This is a genomic window from Cyanobacteriota bacterium, from assembly GCA_027618255.1.
In the GTDB taxonomy this organism is placed as follows: Bacteria; Cyanobacteriota; Vampirovibrionia; order LMEP-6097; family LMEP-6097; genus JABHOV01.
This window is the reverse complement of sequence record JAQCFG010000046.1, coordinates 1-16470: the sequence shown is the minus strand read 5'-3', so window position 1 is coordinate 16470 and position 16470 is coordinate 1. Positions and strand designations below refer to the sequence as shown.

Genomic DNA, 16470 nt, shown 5'->3' with positions numbered 1-16470 from the left:
CAATTAAGCCTATTGCCAAAGTTATTGGTAAATGTAGATTTGAGAATGGAATAGCTTCACCCTTAATATTGGATATAACAGTCATAGGCTCCGATACAATTTTGTATGCAGATGAAAATTTTCAAATTAAGAAATATAATTTTATTACTGAGGAGCACCAAGATACCGAATTAGAGAATTGTATCCCTCTGGGTTATATTGAGCCTTTGGAGCAAATTATCTGTAGAAAGATTGCTATGCCTATTAATAACTCTCCTGACACAGAGATTGTTACAGTAGATATTAATTCTTGGCAGGAAGTAGAGAATAGCTTAGTGCCGAAGTATGGTTTTGTTTCATACCTGCCAGAGATCAATGCTCTTATTTATTCCAAAGCACTTTGGGAACCTTATTACTATGACCTCTATTTATTTTCGTATGATTCAAATCGAGTAGAAAAAATCTACAAGGGACTTTTCTATACTGCTGTTTGGTTGAAGGATTTTGATTATCCTGGTATTGTCATAGATAAAGAAACTAATAAATAATGGCACGCTTTGACATAATTAGACCTGTTGCGAAGCATAGCTTGAGAGTAATTCGGCCTAACAACTCTATGAAGGCTGCTTAAGTTATAATAAATAACGATGAATTCCAAAGCAACAGCAGAATCGATAACAATCAAACTCCCTGATGGTTCGACCAAAGAACTTGGTGCAAAGAGCACAGGTCTAGATCTTGCCAAAGCTATTTCTAGTTCGCTTGCCAAGAAATCTATTGCAATAGAAGTGAATGGAGAGCTTGTTGATTTAAACAAAGAGCTTAATGATGGCGATGAAGTCAAGATTGTTACAGTTGGCGACAAAAAGAGTTATGAGATTTTGCGTCATACTACTTCGCATATTTTGGCTGCTGTGGTTCAAAAGAAATATCCGAATGCCAAGGTTGGAGTTGGTCCAGCTACAGAGAATGGATTCTTTTATGATTTTAGGATTGATGATTATAAGATCACAGATGAAGACTTGCTTGAGATAGAAAAAGAAATGAACAAGTTTGCTTCAGGTGCTTATACTCTGCAGCGAGAGTTTATTGGAGATGTTGATGCTAGGCTCAAAGAATTCAGAGCTATTGGTGAGAACTATAAGGCTGAATTATTAGAAGAACATCGTGATGATAATCCTTCTGAATATTTTTTCTTGGATAATAATGGCGTTAAAGTATGGTCAGACTTTTGTCGTGGACCACATTTGCCAAATACAAAGTTCATCAAGTCCGTCAAGCTCACTACTGTCTCTGGGGCTTATTGGCGCGGGGATGAAGCAAATGATGTGATGCAAAGGGTTTACGGTACTGTTTGGTGGAATGATGAAGAGCTTGAGCAATACTTGCATCGTAAAGAAGAAGCTGAGAAACGTGACCACCGTAAACTAGCTCGTACTATGGATTTATTTTCTATTCATGAAGAAGCTGGCGCTGGACTTATTCATTGGCACAGCAAACTAGCTACTGTAAGACAAGAGCTTGAAGATTTTTGGAAAAAAGAACATCGCAAAGCAGGTTACGAGTTTGTGGTTACTCCACATATTGCCAAGACGGAGCTTTGGGATATCTCAGGACATAATTCTTTTTATAAGGACAATATGTACTCACTTCAAGTTGATGATCAAGAATATATTCTCAAACCAATGAACTGTCCCTTTCATGTTTTGATATTCAAGGACAAGAAACATAGTTATAGAGAGCTTCCTGTGCGTATGGCAGAGATGGGAACGGTTTATCGCAATGAAGCTAGTGGTGCGGTACATGGCTTGGCTCGCGTTCGTGGTTTTACTCAAGATGACGCACATATTTTTTGTAGGCGTGATCAGTATGTTGATGAGATCAAGGGCGTTTATCGATTAATCCAAAAGATTTATGGAACTCTAGGGCTGGAATTCTCGGTAGAGGTTTCTACTAAGCCAGAGAAAGCCATTGGTGAAGATAGTCTTTGGGAATTTGCAGAAGCGGGTCTAAAGCAGGCGCTCAACGAGCTTGGTGCCTCTTATGATATTAATGCTGGTGATGGTGCTTTCTATGGCCCCAAGATTGATTTTCAGTTGAAGGATGCAATTGGTAGAGTTTGGCAAGGTGCAACTATTCAACTTGATTTTAATTTGCCAGAAAGATTTGATCTGACTTACAACACTGCTGATAATGAAACAGAAAGACCGGTGATGATTCATAGAGCGATCTTTGGTTCTCTTGAAAGAATTTGTATGGTTCTTATTGAGCATTTTGCTGGTGCTTTCCCGACTTGGCTAGCAGCTGATCAAGTGATGCTGGTTCCTGTCACTGACAAACATAATGCAGCAGCACAAAAAATTGCTGATGAATTAATTGAGAATGATATTAGAGCCAAAGTTGATAGCAGAGCAGAGCGTATGAATTACAAGATCAGAGACGCCCAAGAGAAACAAATCCCTTATATGCTTGTAATTGGAGACCAAGAAATTGAGAACAATGAAGTTAGCGTAAGATATAGGCGAGATAATAAACAAAAAACTATGCCAATAAGTGAATTTATTATGCAAATCCGGGAAGAAATTAAACAGAGAAGTTTAGACAGCTTCCTTGATTAAATTGGGAGATTTATCGTGGCCAGTAATAATTCTGATGAAGACAAAACAGTAATGTGTCTTGGCGCTCCTTTGCCAAAAGAGATTTTTGAAGAGATAAAAAAAATCCTTCGTCCACAAATTGGTGATATTCGTTGGAATGACCCACGTAATTGGTTTATTAATTTTCAAAGTTTTTTTAAAGCAAGACCTGAGCTTGATCTGAAAAAACTTAAAAACGCTTTAACTGAAAAGATTTATTATCCATATTATCCAATACTTTTACAACCAAGAGATTTAGTTTTATCTCCGTCTAATGCTAAGCCAAGAACTTTAGAATGGAAATTTGATATTCTGAAACTCAAAGACCCCAAAGCTAAGATACAAGATCAAATAGCTGGTTTAACGAATGCAATGCAAGAAATTTTGAAAGAATGTTCCTACTCACATCAAACTATGGAATGTAACCCTTCTTTGATTTGGGCAAGGATACCAGAATCAATGCACCAACAACCAAAGCAAATGAAGGCATTAGAAGAGCTAGTGCACACGAACATGGAGAAAAAACAGTTCTATTTAGAGAAGCTGTATATGGTTATGGTAACTAGGGATGAGTTTGGGTTGCAGTATGACTATACCGTTATCGAAGAATAATCTATTTTGTCCCTGAAGCTCCAGCTACTGCGTTACGCTCATTCTAATAAGTCATCATTGGCGGCTCAGCCAACTCATTTCTTCAACGACTTTTTATAACGCTCAACTTCTTCTTGTCTAATCACCAAGTCAAGAATAGTGTTGGACCCAATAGGATCTTGCAAACCACCTTGAACAATTGTAATCAGCATATCCTGCATACAAAACTGTGAAAGATATTTTTCGTTTTGTTCAGGGATTATGGTTTGAATTACTACAGCCTTGTTATCAATTAAATATTTGCCTAAAGCGACGATATGATTATCGATTAATGATTGATGGTTAGATTGACCAACCAAATCATCAAGACAGTCCAGTGACTTAGTGTTGACATGGTCTTGAGCTGGTTTGCCCCAGTAGATTTGTTCAAGAACAAGTTTGTTGTCTTTTTTGAATAATAATTCCAAGTCAGAGTGATGATTAGCTGTTCCAACACCAGGTACTTGAATCGTTGACGCAACTCCTGTCTTGTTGAGTGATTCACCTTTGAGCTGGGCTCTGAATTTATTTAGTGCTTCAAAAGAATCTGCGTAAACCATACTGTAGCGATTCTGCAGTCCTTTTTGAGTAAGCAAAATATCTAGAGCTGCTATTTTAGCTGCTTCAGAGTCTTGGATTGATTGAGCAGCTTTGAAATCCTCAAAGACATCTGCCGCTGCTTTGATCATTGCATCTGAATCAAGTCCCATTAATTCAGCAGTGAACATGCCAACTGGTGAGAACATAGAAAAACGGCCGCCAATATTGGGGTCGTTTGCCAGGAATGGAGGTTCTGTTCCAGTCTTAGCCTTGAGTTCAGCTCTTAGGTCATGCAAGAAATTCTTAGTGCCTTCGAGAGCTGGTTCGGTGATGAAAACAGATTGAGCTGCAAATTTGTTATAGCAATTGCTACCCCAGTGATTAAGAATAGTTGCCACGTTACGTCTCACTTCATCAGTCGTTCCTGATTTAGAGATGAAAATAAATAGAGTAGAGTCTAAATTAATTGAATCTAGTCTTGCAAGTAAAGAACTTGGATCTAAGTTATTTTGCACGATGAATTTGTTGCCGCTTGGAGTGAATTCGTTAAGTGAGTTTTGCAAAACTAATGAATTGATCCCAGAACCGCCCATGCCGACTATCAAGTAGTGCTGGTAATTCTTGGCGAGCATTGCTTTGGCTAATGCTTTAGTTGCTTGATTGGCTTCTAGTAGATAATCAAAGTCGAGCCATTTATAATATTCAAGTGGTTTAGTTCCATTTGCAGTAACAAGATTGTTTTGGACTTCTTTAAATTTATCTTCAAGTGAGGAAAGAAGTTGGTCGTAGTCGGCTTGGTGTAGAGCGACTGCGTTGTCAATATTGCTTAGTTTCTTGGTTAGTGTTTTGGTCATGCATGGAATTATACCAGCCCAGCTCAACAAGCATCGATGATGCCTAAGGACACGCTGAAAAACGAAGTTTGTCTAGTCGGGTCCATGCAAAATCTTCGATTTTGGGTCTTTTGTAAGACCTCATTACACGAAACCTTCGGTTTCGAAAGAGGTCTACTGCATTTTTTAGTGCATCCTTTAGAGACGGTAATATTCGCAATGACAAGTCGATGCATAGATTGAGCGATGATAAAAGGTCTGTCGGCAAGCTCTCAGTAAAAGAAGTAAATAGACTTAGTCAGCCTAGATAGCAATGCCTGTTATAATCTCAGTATTATGCGGATTCATCATAGATTTGCTGCTAAAATCCCATTTGTCCTACTCTTCTGCTGTTTGATTGGTGCAGGTCCAGTAAGTGCCAAGCTTAGTTTCTGGGATAGTATGATGCTCAATATCAAAAAATCTTTCACACCGTCTGAATTTATTTGCGATAAATACGAAGAAAGAGCTTATGAGACTCGGGTTTTGCGACCTGGCATGAGGCTACCATTTACTGAACTTAAACCAAGCAAGCGTTATTGTATTGAATGGCAAGAAGCTCCAGATGCAGCAATCGGCAAGACTTGTAAAAAATATGCTTATGAAAACAGTTCTGGAACCGAAAATGAGCAGTTCTATCAAAAGGTGACTAGATACCGTACTGTCTGCGTTGAAGGGCATAATAGCCATTAATCCTTGCTATTATGACGAATAATGCCCATTGAAGCTAAGAGCTAGTTCTTTTGGAGTAGAACTTTCATTCAAAAATAGACCATTCAATGGATACAAATATTATCAGGTTTGGGATTGAATATAATATTACGTCAGTACATACCCCGTAAACAGCAGCGCTCTTAACCCCATAAGAAAGTTGCTGTTTCTTTTTGTATTATGCTCATTGCGAGTCACTCAATAGCATCGTTACGCTCGCCCTCGTTGGTTTGAACCAAATCGGGACGCCCTGAGGGGCTCTTGCAAGCCTCGCTCTTGAGCAAGCCACAAGGCAAATAATGGTCCTTAAAAATGTTAAAGACCAATTTTAACCGCCTCGTAGCTTTCGCGAAGATGGAAAAGGAAAGCCAGCTAGCAGGTCAAACTGCTAACTGACTCGAACAAATCCAAATCAAGCTAACCAAAGGCAATAAATTAGTTTGATTTTGGATACTATGTCAAATTGTAAAAATGAAAATGATCTATATACTTATTAGGCCACAAATCGACATGTTTATAACATCAAAAACATCAAATTAATGAGAATTAATTTTAACTATAATGAACCAGTTTCTTTGAACTATAAAACGCCATCGAACTTGCAGCGAGTACAATCATAAAAAGTAACCAAGCAAGTGAAGAAGCGTAGCCCATGCGGAAGTCATCAAAGGCTGTCTGGTAAGTGTATAGCGAGTAGAACATTGTTGAGTTTTGTGGACCGCCGCTGGTCATCACATAGGCAGGTACAAAATATTGAAAGACTTGAATGATACCAATCACCACATTGAAAAAAATAGTTGGTGATAAAATTGGTAGCGTAATATGAATGAACTTCTCTAGTTCAGTTGCTCCATCTATTTCTGCAGATTCATAAAGTGACTCGGGGATGTTTTGCAAGCCAGCTAAATAGATGAGCATGGGATTACCTAGTGACCAAAAGCTCATAATAATGAGTGCTGGCAAAGCCCAATGAGGGTCGCCAAGCCAGAGCGGCCCTTGAATATGAAAGATAGCTAGAAACTGGTTGATCAGACCGCTAGAGTCGCCTTTGAAAATCCAGATCCAAGCGACACTGGATGCAACGATCGGAACTACGCTCGGTAAATAAAGGCAACTGCGATAGAAGCTACGTCCTTTGACTTTTTGATTTAATAAGATAGCCATTGCTAAGGCGATCATACTGCCCACTGGCAAACTAATAATTGCAAAGATCAGGGTTACTTTTAAAGAGGCAACTAGAGTCTTGTCTTGAAGCATCTCGATGTAATTAGCAAGTCCGGTAAATTCTGCGCTGCCAATTCCATCATAGTGAGTAAAGGAAAGAAAGAGACTTGCAATAATTGGTCCCAGTAAAAAAACTACTAGCCCAATTATCCACGGACTAAGAAAAAAGACTGCAGTCAGAGGTCTATGGCGTAGGCTTGGCATAATCAGTTGCGCAACAAGGATTGAATAGAGAAAGCAGTAGCTTCTTTGTTTGCTCTTGCAATACTGTCAGTCAGAGGGATATCCTTTGGACAGGCTTTGACACATTCTTGAGCATTACCACAATTGTTGAGACCGTTTTCAATTAGTGCACTAGTTCTTTCATCCTTAGTGCTTTGACCATTGGGGTGGCTATTAAACAATACTGCTTGTGAGATTGCTTGAGCTCCGATGAAACCATTGTCGTTTGTCCATTGCGGGCAAGCCTCTAGGCAGCAACCACAAGTCATGCAACGACTGAGGCTATAGTTTTCTTCTTGGATACTTGGATCAACCCTTGGTCCTTCACCTAAGTCATAGACGCCGTCTACTTGAATCCAGGCTTTGACTTTTTTGAGAGCTTCAAACATATTGGATCTATCAACCATCAAGTCGCGTTGAACAGGAAACTTGGTCATTGGTGCAATAGAAATTGGATGAGATAAATTATCAACTAGAGCTGTGCAGGCTTGCTGAACTTTGCCGTTGATTACCATGGTGCAAGAGCCGCAAACCTCTTCAAGGCAGGCACATTCAAAACTGACTGGTGTGGCATCTTTGCCTTGGGTATCTTTGGGGAATTGTCTTGTTGCCATGAGTAATGAAATTACATTCATTCCATGCTCGTATGGTACTTCAAATTCTTGGTTATATGATTTAGATTCTGGGCAGTCTTGCCTCTTAACCTTGAATTTGATTCCCTCTGTTTTATTCGTCATTACAAAGAAATAATAGCAACAATTTGAGTTTTTGCCACTCGTGGCTATAAAACCCCACGCGGGGTGGGGCTTGAGATGGTATAATATCTTAATGCGAACGGCAGAGCAAGTTAAACTGAATATTATTTACCCTCAAGATATTGGTGCTGATAAAGCCGAGCTTTTAAAGCATCTAGCAGAATTGTTTAGTTTAAAAGCTCCTCAAGTCTCTAACAAGCTTGATATCAGTGTTCATCAAGTTGATGCAACAAAGCTTGTGGCAACGGCTAAGTCTTTAGAAAACACTAAGTCTTTAGAAAACACTCGTAGCCGTAATGAAATTACTCTGTTGTTCATGCCTGAAAATAAAACTAAGTCAACTCATCAACTGAATGGTTTAGCCGAGTATTATCGCCAGCAGAGACCTGGTCATTCTCTTTATACTGTTTTACTTTCTGATCAATCAAACAATGCTTTTGATGATATTAGCTCGAATCACAATCTTGTGAATCGCTTGATGGCACAATCTATAGATGGGCAACTTGGTTTGCGAAAGCACAGGTATGATGCTTTAGCAAGAGTGAATCTAGATGATTTAGAAACGAAGCAAGACCAGAAAGACTTGGTTAGCAAAATTGTGCGTAAGGTTTTTTATGATTCTAGAAAGCCCATCTCTACTACGAAGTTAAGTGATGTGTCAGTTGCAAGATTTCATGAGATTGCAGATGCTGCGCAAGTGGGTTTGCGCAAAAATGCGCTGCCTGACTTGCCTAAGTTGTATAAGGTCTATAAAAAGCTTACTGGCCAGACGGTGCTTGCAGATGAACTACTAGAACTCTGTAGATCTGGTATTAATGCAAAGCCGCACTATCAAGGTTCTATGAAGAAGCTTGATTTAGTTTCAATGCGTCTTTGGGCTGAAGAGCACAAAAAACCGATTGCGACTGCTAGGTTAGCAGATAAATTCGTCGAGATCACGCAGAGAGTTCCTAAAGCTCAGCAGTTGGCTGAACTGGTATATGAGCTTGACCTTAATTTGGCTGATGATGGTTTTGGAATTCAGGATTTGGTTACAGAGATGAAAGCAAATGAATCATCTGCTGATGCTCAATTGAGGCAAGCAAAAAAACAACTCTCGGCTCCAATAAAAGCAATTGGATTAAAGGCAAAAGAGCTTGCTGGTTTGACAGCTCCCAATGCTGTTGATTACTACAATGCTTGCCTGCAGCTTGGGCATGGTCCTGTCTTGCTTGATGAAATCAAGGTCTTTGCAAGCGAGTCGGGGATTGGTTTTGCGGGTGCTAAAGCTAAGACATTAACAGGTGTGGAACAATCTGGTTTAAAAGAATGGCTTGCAGCACAAATCAAAAAATACGGCAATATTACGGCAAACGAGTTTCTATCGATTTATATGGATGTGATTGATCACAAGGCCGTCTTGAGCCAGGATAGTTTTGATAAATTGATTGAGGCTAATGAGCTTATTTTGGAGAGTCGTGAAGAGCAAAATCCGATTGTTCATAAACCAGCTACTGCCAAGCCTATTGCAAAAAAGCAACAATATGAAATTCAATTAGATAAGTTTAAAACTAAGTTTGAAGAATTAAGTGTGAGCCAGCCAGACCAGATAGCGCTGTTCAATGCTTTTGTGGATGTTTATAGATATATTCCCGTTGATGTTATCGATAGCTTTACAGTGCAAGCTCGTTCTATTCAAGCGATTGAGAACGATGCCGGTTTTGGAAGGGATGAGATTATGAGTACTAGCGATTTGACAGATTCTGTTCTAGCCAGAATTAATGCTTGGGCTGCAGCTCAAATTAGTCGAGGTCAGAGATTGAGTAATAGAGAATTGGCGCATATGGCGTTTCATGTACTTGCCAAGTTGCCTTCAAGGACTACTGTCAATGAGATTGTAAAGCAATGTCCAGAGAACGTAGCTCCTTATAATCAGGACAAAGCTATCGTTGATTTGGTAAAGGAGCCAGAATACTCCAAAGTTGATACAGACATTGACATTAGCTCTATACTCAGCGAATTAGATACTGGAACGATGGACCGTGATCAAGCTTTGACTAGGGTTGCTAAGTATTTGAAGATTAAACACGCGACTACAGCAGTTGATGAAGGTATCACTTCTCAACAATTTGATGATTTCGATAAAGTTAACTGGTTACCTGCGACAGATGCTCAAAGACTCGGTTTGGCTTTATTTGCTTTATATCAAAAACCATCAAGCCAGTATGGAGTTTTACTAAGAACAAGAGATAATTGGAATCAATTTGTTGTTCGATTGGGTTCTTCGCTATAATAGCCCTGATGGGTCGAGCCAAAAAACAAATTGCCAAGAAAAAAAAGAAAGCAGAAACTAAATCTGGTTCGGCTACTGTTGCGCGCAATAAACGTGCTGGTTTTGATTTTCATCTTGGCAAAGACATTATTGCCGGTATCGTGTTGACTGGTGCTGAAGTTAAATCAGTGCGGCTTGGCAATATACAAATGCGCGGCGCTTATGCCAAGGTCATTGATGGCGAGGTCTGGCTTTTCAATTGCCATATCTCTGAGTACAAATATGCACATGGCGCTAAGAATGATCCAGACAGGGCGCGTAAGCTACTGCTCAAGCGTTATGAAATAGCACGTATTGAAATTGAGCTTGCCAAGACTAATCAAACTCTGATTGCAAGTAAAATATTTTTTAAGGGTAATTACGCCAAAGCACTTTTGCATCTTGGAGAAGGTAAAAAACATGCTGATAAGCGTGCGACACTGAAGAAGCGTCAGCAGGATTTGGATATTAATAGGGCTTTGAAGGATTATTAATTTCCCGATCTTTTTGTGTCGACATCACTAGCAAAACGCGATTTTGCAGGATGTCTAATGCTAAAATAAAATCATGGCGGAAGCAGTATTAGAGCAAGTCAATATGAACAAACAACTTAAAGACACAGACATTCTGCAAAACCGCGTTTTGCTAGTGATGTCGACACAAAAAAGATCGGAACGGTGCGAAGCACTAGTTTCGTAAGTAGGGAGGATTAATTATGAAAGACAAAGTAGCAATTATTACAGGCGGGACTAGAGGGATTGGCAAAGCAATCGCTGAATTGTTTGCCGAGCAAGGTGCTCAGGTGATTATCACCGGCAGGTCTGCAGAATCAAAAGTTGCCGCAGAGATTGGCGACAATGTTAAATATATCGGCTGTGATATTGGCGATAAACTAGCTTGCGAAAATCTCATCAAGTCAGTTCTGGAAGAGTTTGGCAAGATCGATGTACTTGTGAACAATGCTGGTATTACCCAGGACAACTTATTTGTGCGCATGAAAGAAGAAGAATGGACAAGTGTGATGGACGTGAACCTTAACTCTTTGTTCTATCTCTGTCAGCCAACTATTAAAGCGATGTCTAAACAAAGATCTGGTGCGATTATTAATATGAGTAGCGTAGTTGGTTTACACGGTAATCCAGCGCAAGTAAATTACTCGACAAGCAAAGCAGGTTTGATTGGCTTTACTAAGTCACTTGCTAAGGAGTATGGACGTCGCGGCATCAGAGTAAACGCGATAGCGCCAGGCTTCATTCAGACTGATATGATTGGTCATGTTGCTGAAGAATCACAAAATAAATATAAAGAAAACATCCCACTTGGTAGCTTTGGTTGCGCTAAAGACATAGCAGAAACGGCGTTATTCCTTGCTACTAGTGCTAATTACATCACCGGTCAAGTAATACAGGTTGATGGTGGCTTGTTTATGTAGTATTCTTGAATCCCTAGAGGGATTAAGGTACTCATTACAAGGGTTTTAAAGGGACAAAAGGATATGACAACAGCTATGGATCGTGCAGAAATAATAACTAGAATTACTAAAGTTGTGGCAGCGCAATTAAGTGTAGGAGAAGATGAGATCAAAGAATCTTCAAGCTTTACTACTGACTTGGGAGCTGACTCGCTTGATACGGTTGAATTGGTTATGGCTCTTGAAGATGAGTTCAGTGTAGAGATACCTGATGAAGAAGCTGAGAAGATTACTACAGTGGGCGCAGCAGTTAACTTTGTAGAACAAAAATCTAAGGCTTAGTAGCCATTGCTTACCAAACTTAACAGAACAATATCGCAAAAACTTTTTGCGGATGCAGTGCAGTTGATGCCAGGTGGCGTCAACTCCCCAGTAAGGGCGTTTAAGTCAATTGACTCTTCGCCAATATTTTTTAAAAGAGCCAAGGGTGCATATCTTTGGGATGAAGATGATAATCAATATATTGATTTCGTTGGCTCTTGGGGGCCGATGATACTTGGTCATGCAGATCCTAGTATTGAAGCGGCTTTGCAAGCGGCTTTGGTTAATGGAACTAGCTTTGGCGCACCGACTCGTCTTGAGAACGAAATGGCCGCTGAAGTAATCAAGCTAGTACCGTCTATTGAGCTGGTACGCATGGTCAATTCTGGCACTGAGGCGGTGATGTCAGCGATTCGTTTGGCTCGCGCTTATACAACTAGAGACAATCCTGAACAAACTAAAATCCTTAAGTTCAAGGGCTGTTACCACGGGCACGCTGACGCGCTCTTGGTGCAAGCAGGTTCGGGTGTTGCGACACTCGGCTTGCCTGATAGTCCTGGAGTAACTAAAAACGCTACTCAGGATACTATCCTTGCTGATTACAATAGCCCAGAAGCGGTTATGGAGATTTTTGAAAAATATAAGGGGCAAATCTCTGCTGTGATTTTGGAACCGGTGATGGGCAATGCTGGTTGTATTTTGCCTAAGCCTGGTTACTTAGAATTTTTGCGTGAGATTACAATAGCAAATAATGCACTATTGATTTTTGATGAGGTGATGACTGGATTTCGCGTAGCACTTGGTGGCGCGCAAGAGAGATTTAACGTCATGCCTGATTTGACTACTCTTGGCAAAGTCATTGGTGGAGGGCTTCCTGTCGGTGCTTATGGTGGTCGCCGTGAGATCATGGAGATGGTTGCTCCAGCCGGACCAATGTATCAAGCTGGAACTCTTTCTGGTAATCCACTTGCGATGTCAGCAGGTTTAGCTTGCCTGCGCAAAATTCAATCTCCAGGTTTTTATGATGAACTTGAACGCAAAGCTCGTTATTTGGTAGATGGCATGAAACGTGTTATTGACGCGCCTTTGCAGACTACTGTCTGTGGTGGAATGTTTGGTTTTGCGTTTAGCTCTGAGCCTATCTTTAATTTCGCTGATACTGCTGCTGTTGATCTTGATCGGTTTAAGAAGTTCTATCTATCTATGCTTGAGCAAAGAGTTTACTTCGCGCCTTCAGCTTTTGAAGCTGGTTTTGTGTCTGGGGCTCATAGTTATGAGGATTTGGATAGGGTGATTGAAGCCTGTGGCTTGAGTGCAAAGTGAGCAAGAATTGTATTTATTTAAAAACAAATGTACATGACTTTAGAGAGAGTTTAAAATCAATAGTTTTTGATTATCCAGTTAATAATCCAGAAATCAATTTTGATGCGATTGGAGAGCTGCAACTTGAGCATAATAAGTTTGGCAATAATATTTTTATTGGAGATGTCCATGTGGATGAGGCGTTTGTATCTTTGGTGGCACCGCAGCGAGTAGGTATGTACTCTGCTTTGCCATATTTGAACTATTTAATTATGCAACAATCTCCAGGCACTAATTTGCTGGCTAGGACTGGTTTTGATTTACCTCAATGGTTTTTTAGAAGTACTTGTACTGATATTGCTTTGTCTACTTTTGCTCGCGATTATTATTTCAAAATCAAACTCAAGGATAGAGCTTTTGGCGGGGAGATGGAGCTTTGGTATGAGATGGTGAGAATCAAGGATGATTTTGGCAAGATGTTGAGGATGTTAGTTTATTATTCTGTGTTTCCGGTTGGCTTGCTTGCACTGCTTACGGATTTTGCGATTTTGCCTGTTCTTAATACCATGATGCCAGTTGAGATCAAAGCGATTTATATTTTTGCTTTTATTCTATTTTTTCCGGTACCCTTTAACATGAGATTTGATCATAAGTTTGCGCTTTTAATAAATGCTGGAATCATTGCTTTGTCATATTTTATTACCATAATCCCAGATCGTTATTTGTTGCCAGATAGTGGCTTGGTTTTGATGATTTTGGGTCTATTCTTTGTGATGTTTTTTGCTGTGAATTTCTATACTATATCGAGGATGCCGCTTGTGATTGAAGGGATATTTGTGAAGGCCATTCGAGGACTCAAATAAGGTATAATTAACGGTATGAAAAAAATCGCTATAGTTATCGGTATCGTTGTTGTTTTGTTTGCTGCTTTAGCGAGCCCTTACAACAATCTTGTTTCAAAACGAGAGACTGTTGATGCGCAGTGGGCTCAAGTAGAGAACGTATATCAAAGACGTGCTGATTTAATTCCTAATTTGGTGAGCACTGTTAAGGGCTATGCTAGTCACGAGAAAGAAACACTTGAAGCTGTGATTCAAGCGAGAAGCAATTTAACCAAGGTTGATTTTGGCAATATGAGTCAAGAGCAGCTAGCGAGTTTTCAATCTAGTCAAGGTGCTTTGTCTGGGGCTCTTTCACGCTTAATGTTGGTAATGGAAAAATATCCTGATCTTAAAGCTAACCAAAACTTTTTGGAGCTTCAATCACAACTTGAGGGAACTGAAAATAGAATCGCTTTTGAACGTAAGAGTTTTAATGATGTTGCGAGATCTTACAATACAGACTTGCAGACCTTCCCTAATAATTTATTTGCAAAGCTCTTTGGCTTTGACAAGAAACCATACTTTGAAGCTGAAGAAGGCAGCAATACTGCTCCAAAGGTAGAGTTTTAAGTGACTAGCCCGCAAGAATTCTTTTCGCAGGATGAAATCAAAGCGATCACTGATGCAGTTGCAGCAGCAGAAAAAAACACATCTGGTGAGATCTGTGTCCATGTAGATCAGTGCTGTAGTGGCGATCCTCTAGAACAAGCCAAGCAAGTCTTCAAGGCAAGAGCTTTACACAAAACCAAATTTCGCAATGCTGTTTTGTTTTATATCGCACTCGACGATCACAAATTTGCAATTTGGGGCGACAAGGGTATTAATGACAAAGTAGCGGATGACTTTTGGGATAATGAGGCTGCTTTGCTTTTGAAGCATTTTAAGCAGGGTCAATATACCACTGGTTTGATTGAAGTTATTAATTTGGCTGGCGAGAAATTGCAGGAATACTTTCCTTATGAGCAAAAGGGTTCTCTAAATGAAATAGAGAATGAGATTAGTTTTGGCTGAGTCTAATTTGGGACGTGAACTTCACTGGGTCATCATTGCATTGATTTACTCAGCTTTGCTCATGGTTCTATTTGGTGGTGGCGCGCTGCTCAATTACAAAGTTGTTGACTATGCTCACAAAATAGTAAATCCGCATCCTTTCTTTTATAATGATACGGATATTTACCAGTCTTTTACTAGTCCTGTAGGGGATGCTCATCTTGCACGCAAGTTGAATAAATTCAACAATCTTGGATTTGGCACTATGGCTATGGTTGTTACTGAAAAGAATTTCTCTGACAAAGAGAATCAGGAATTAATTTATAAGAAGCTTGGGATTAGTAGCCGTGACAAAAAAGTCTTTATCTTTGTCGTTGACAAGATCCAAAGTGTTGATGAGATTGATATAAGCCTTGTTGTCGGTAGTGATCTGCAAAAGATTATTGATTATGACCAAGAGAAATATATTCTCTATACTTTATTGCGCGATTCGATTATGCAAGATGGCAATAGTTTCAAGGCTTTTAATCAGGCTATTAATTATACTGTCACCCAGCTTGCTGGTCAGGAGCTTGCAACGAGTTTTATAGCGATGAATATAAATGATGAAAACTCTAGATCTAATGTCAAGCTGTTTCCAGGTTATGAAACACGAAGTCTAATTAATCTAGGAACGGTGTTTTGTCTCTTTATGATTATATTTGCAAGAATGGCTTTTGCTTTTATCAGCAATGGTGGTGTATTGTTTAAGTCTCACGCCAAGTCTAAACAAAGCTCTTACCAAAAATTCTATTCCGAAAACTTTAACTCACTCAAAGTGATCTGGTGGCTACTGATGGGAACGCGCTTGCTTGGAGGTTTTGCTGGCAAAGGTGGCGGTACTTCCGGTGGCGGCGGAGCGGGAGGTAAGTGGTGAAAAAGAGTCTATTAGTTTTATTGTTTGTCTTTATTGTTCAGGGTCTGAGAGCAGAGACTCCTGAATTTATCAAAGCATTTAATCATTCTTCTTATGTCAACAATTTCTCTATTGAGTTTCCTCGCTTCATTTCTGAGCAAGAAAGAGCTTATTTGCACGCCAAGATCGCCTCACTAATTGCTACTGGCAATGGTGAAATGGCAATAGCGATTGTTGATGATTTTTATGGTTTAGAGGCCAATGAGTTTTCAACGGCTCTATTTAATCATTGGCAAATTGGTCAAGCTGGTAGAGACAATGGAGTTTTGATTACTATCAAGCCTACTCAGTCTGGTCCAGGAAGACAGATATACATCTCAACAGGCTATGGAGCAGAGTCTAAGGTCACAGACGCTCTTGCCAAGCGAATTATAGAGCAAGAAATTAAGCCAGCTTTTGTCGTGGGGAGAATCTTTGATGGTTTGAATCAGGCTACAGATTCTATTATTCGGCTTTTGAATGATGGGGTTGTTCCAGCGCTTGCGCTGGAAAATCCTCGGATTGCTAGTAAGAAAACAACATGGAGAGATTACGTAGTTGCTTTAGTGATATTGCTATGGATATTTGGATTCTTGTTCCGACTTGGTACTTCGCGTCAAAGCACAAGAAATACGCTTTTGGGTTCTTTGTTACTTGGTTCTAGCCATCACTCATCATCAAGCTCTGGTTTTGGAGGCTTTGGAGGTGGCGGCTTTGGCGGTGGTTTTGGTGGCGGCGGCGGAGCTGGTGGGTCTTGGTAGAGATGAATTAT

The 16470-nt window shown here is 39.9% G+C and carries 17 protein-coding genes; 14 read left to right on the top strand and 3 right to left on the bottom strand.

Translation table 11 applies throughout. The annotated features are described in order from the left end of the window. The 3 genes from O3C63_07085 to O3C63_07075 form a co-directional block, all read left to right on the top strand. The coding region (locus O3C63_07085; protein MDA0772693.1) for a hypothetical protein at positions 1-527 on the top strand (527 nt) is incomplete at its 5' end. 99 nt (positions 528-626) lie between these two features. Continuing rightward, on the top strand, positions 627-2597 hold the full coding sequence (gene thrS, locus O3C63_07080) for a threonine--tRNA ligase (GenBank protein MDA0772692.1): 1971 nt from the start codon (positions 627-629) through the stop codon (positions 2595-2597). A gap of 15 nt (positions 2598-2612) precedes the next feature. Further along, positions 2613-3227: a hypothetical protein gene (locus O3C63_07075; GenBank protein ID MDA0772691.1), complete on the top strand. Its 615-nt coding sequence runs from the start codon at positions 2613-2615 to the stop codon at positions 3225-3227. Positions 3228-3301: 74 nt separating this feature from the next. Here the strand turns inward: O3C63_07075 and O3C63_07070 are convergent, their stop codons facing one another. After that, positions 3302-4639, bottom strand: coding sequence for a hypothetical protein (locus tag O3C63_07070; protein MDA0772690.1), 1338 nt, complete (start codon positions 4637-4639; stop codon positions 3302-3304). Positions 4640-5011: 372 nt separating this feature from the next. On the opposite strand from O3C63_07070, the gene O3C63_07065 reads away from it, so the two are divergent. Continuing rightward, the gene (locus tag O3C63_07065) at positions 5012-5350 is read left to right on the top strand and encodes a hypothetical protein (protein MDA0772689.1); all 339 of its coding nucleotides are present in this window, start codon (positions 5012-5014) and stop codon (positions 5348-5350) included. Between the two features lie 570 nt (positions 5351-5920). Here O3C63_07065 and O3C63_07060 read toward each other — a convergent pair. Together O3C63_07060 and sdhB are read right to left on the bottom strand one after the other, a co-directional pair. Continuing rightward, positions 5921-6796 carry a sugar ABC transporter permease gene (locus O3C63_07060; GenBank protein MDA0772688.1) on the bottom strand — a complete coding sequence of 292 codons (876 nt, stop codon included), beginning with the start codon at positions 6794-6796 and terminating at the stop codon, positions 5921-5923. A 2-nt stretch (positions 6797-6798) separates the two neighbouring features. Then, the gene (gene sdhB / locus O3C63_07055; protein MDA0772687.1) at positions 6799-7551 is read right to left on the bottom strand and encodes a succinate dehydrogenase iron-sulfur subunit; all 753 of its coding nucleotides are present in this window, start codon (positions 7549-7551) and stop codon (positions 6799-6801) included. A 91-nt stretch (positions 7552-7642) separates the two neighbouring features. On the opposite strand from sdhB, the gene O3C63_07050 reads away from it, so the two are divergent. The 10 genes from O3C63_07050 to O3C63_07005 all read left to right on the top strand — a co-directional run bounded on the left by O3C63_07050 (position 7643) and on the right by O3C63_07005 (position 16459). Further along, on the top strand, positions 7643-9841 hold the full coding sequence (locus O3C63_07050) for a hypothetical protein (GenBank protein MDA0772686.1): 2199 nt from the start codon (positions 7643-7645) through the stop codon (positions 9839-9841). Positions 9842-9849: 8 nt separating this feature from the next. Further along, positions 9850-10353 carry an SsrA-binding protein SmpB gene (gene smpB / locus O3C63_07045; GenBank protein MDA0772685.1) on the top strand — a complete coding sequence of 168 codons (504 nt, stop codon included), beginning with the start codon at positions 9850-9852 and terminating at the stop codon, positions 10351-10353. Between the two features lie 221 nt (positions 10354-10574). Further along, positions 10575-11291, top strand: a complete 717-nt coding sequence (gene fabG / locus O3C63_07040; GenBank protein MDA0772684.1) for a 3-oxoacyl-[acyl-carrier-protein] reductase — start codon at positions 10575-10577, stop codon at positions 11289-11291. 75 nt (positions 11292-11366) lie between these two features. Further along, positions 11367-11612 (top strand): acyl carrier protein, encoded by a 246-nt coding sequence (gene acpP / locus O3C63_07035; GenBank protein ID MDA0772683.1) that lies wholly within the window; start codon positions 11367-11369, stop codon positions 11610-11612. A gap of 6 nt (positions 11613-11618) precedes the next feature. Continuing rightward, on the top strand, positions 11619-12914 hold the full coding sequence (hemL, locus tag O3C63_07030; GenBank protein MDA0772682.1) for a glutamate-1-semialdehyde 2,1-aminomutase: 1296 nt from the start codon (positions 11619-11621) through the stop codon (positions 12912-12914). Then, positions 12911-13756 (top strand): hypothetical protein, encoded by an 846-nt coding sequence (locus O3C63_07025; GenBank protein ID MDA0772681.1) that lies wholly within the window; start codon positions 12911-12913, stop codon positions 13754-13756. Before hemL ends, O3C63_07025 begins: the two co-directional genes overlap by 4 nt. Positions 13757-13771: 15 nt before the next feature. After that, positions 13772-14344, top strand: coding sequence for a LemA family protein (locus O3C63_07020; GenBank protein ID MDA0772680.1), 573 nt, complete (start codon positions 13772-13774; stop codon positions 14342-14344). Next, on the top strand, positions 14345-14785 hold the full coding sequence (locus tag O3C63_07015) for a TPM domain-containing protein (GenBank protein MDA0772679.1): 441 nt from the start codon (positions 14345-14347) through the stop codon (positions 14783-14785). Next, complete coding sequence (locus tag O3C63_07010; protein MDA0772678.1) at positions 14766-15680, top strand: hypothetical protein; 915 nt, start codon at positions 14766-14768, stop codon at positions 15678-15680. The genes O3C63_07015 and O3C63_07010 overlap by 20 nt, the downstream gene beginning before the upstream one ends. Continuing rightward, positions 15677-16459 (top strand): TPM domain-containing protein, encoded by a 783-nt coding sequence (locus O3C63_07005; protein ID MDA0772677.1) that lies wholly within the window; start codon positions 15677-15679, stop codon positions 16457-16459. Before O3C63_07010 ends, O3C63_07005 begins: the two co-directional genes overlap by 4 nt. Positions 16460-16470: the final 11 nt, after the last annotated feature.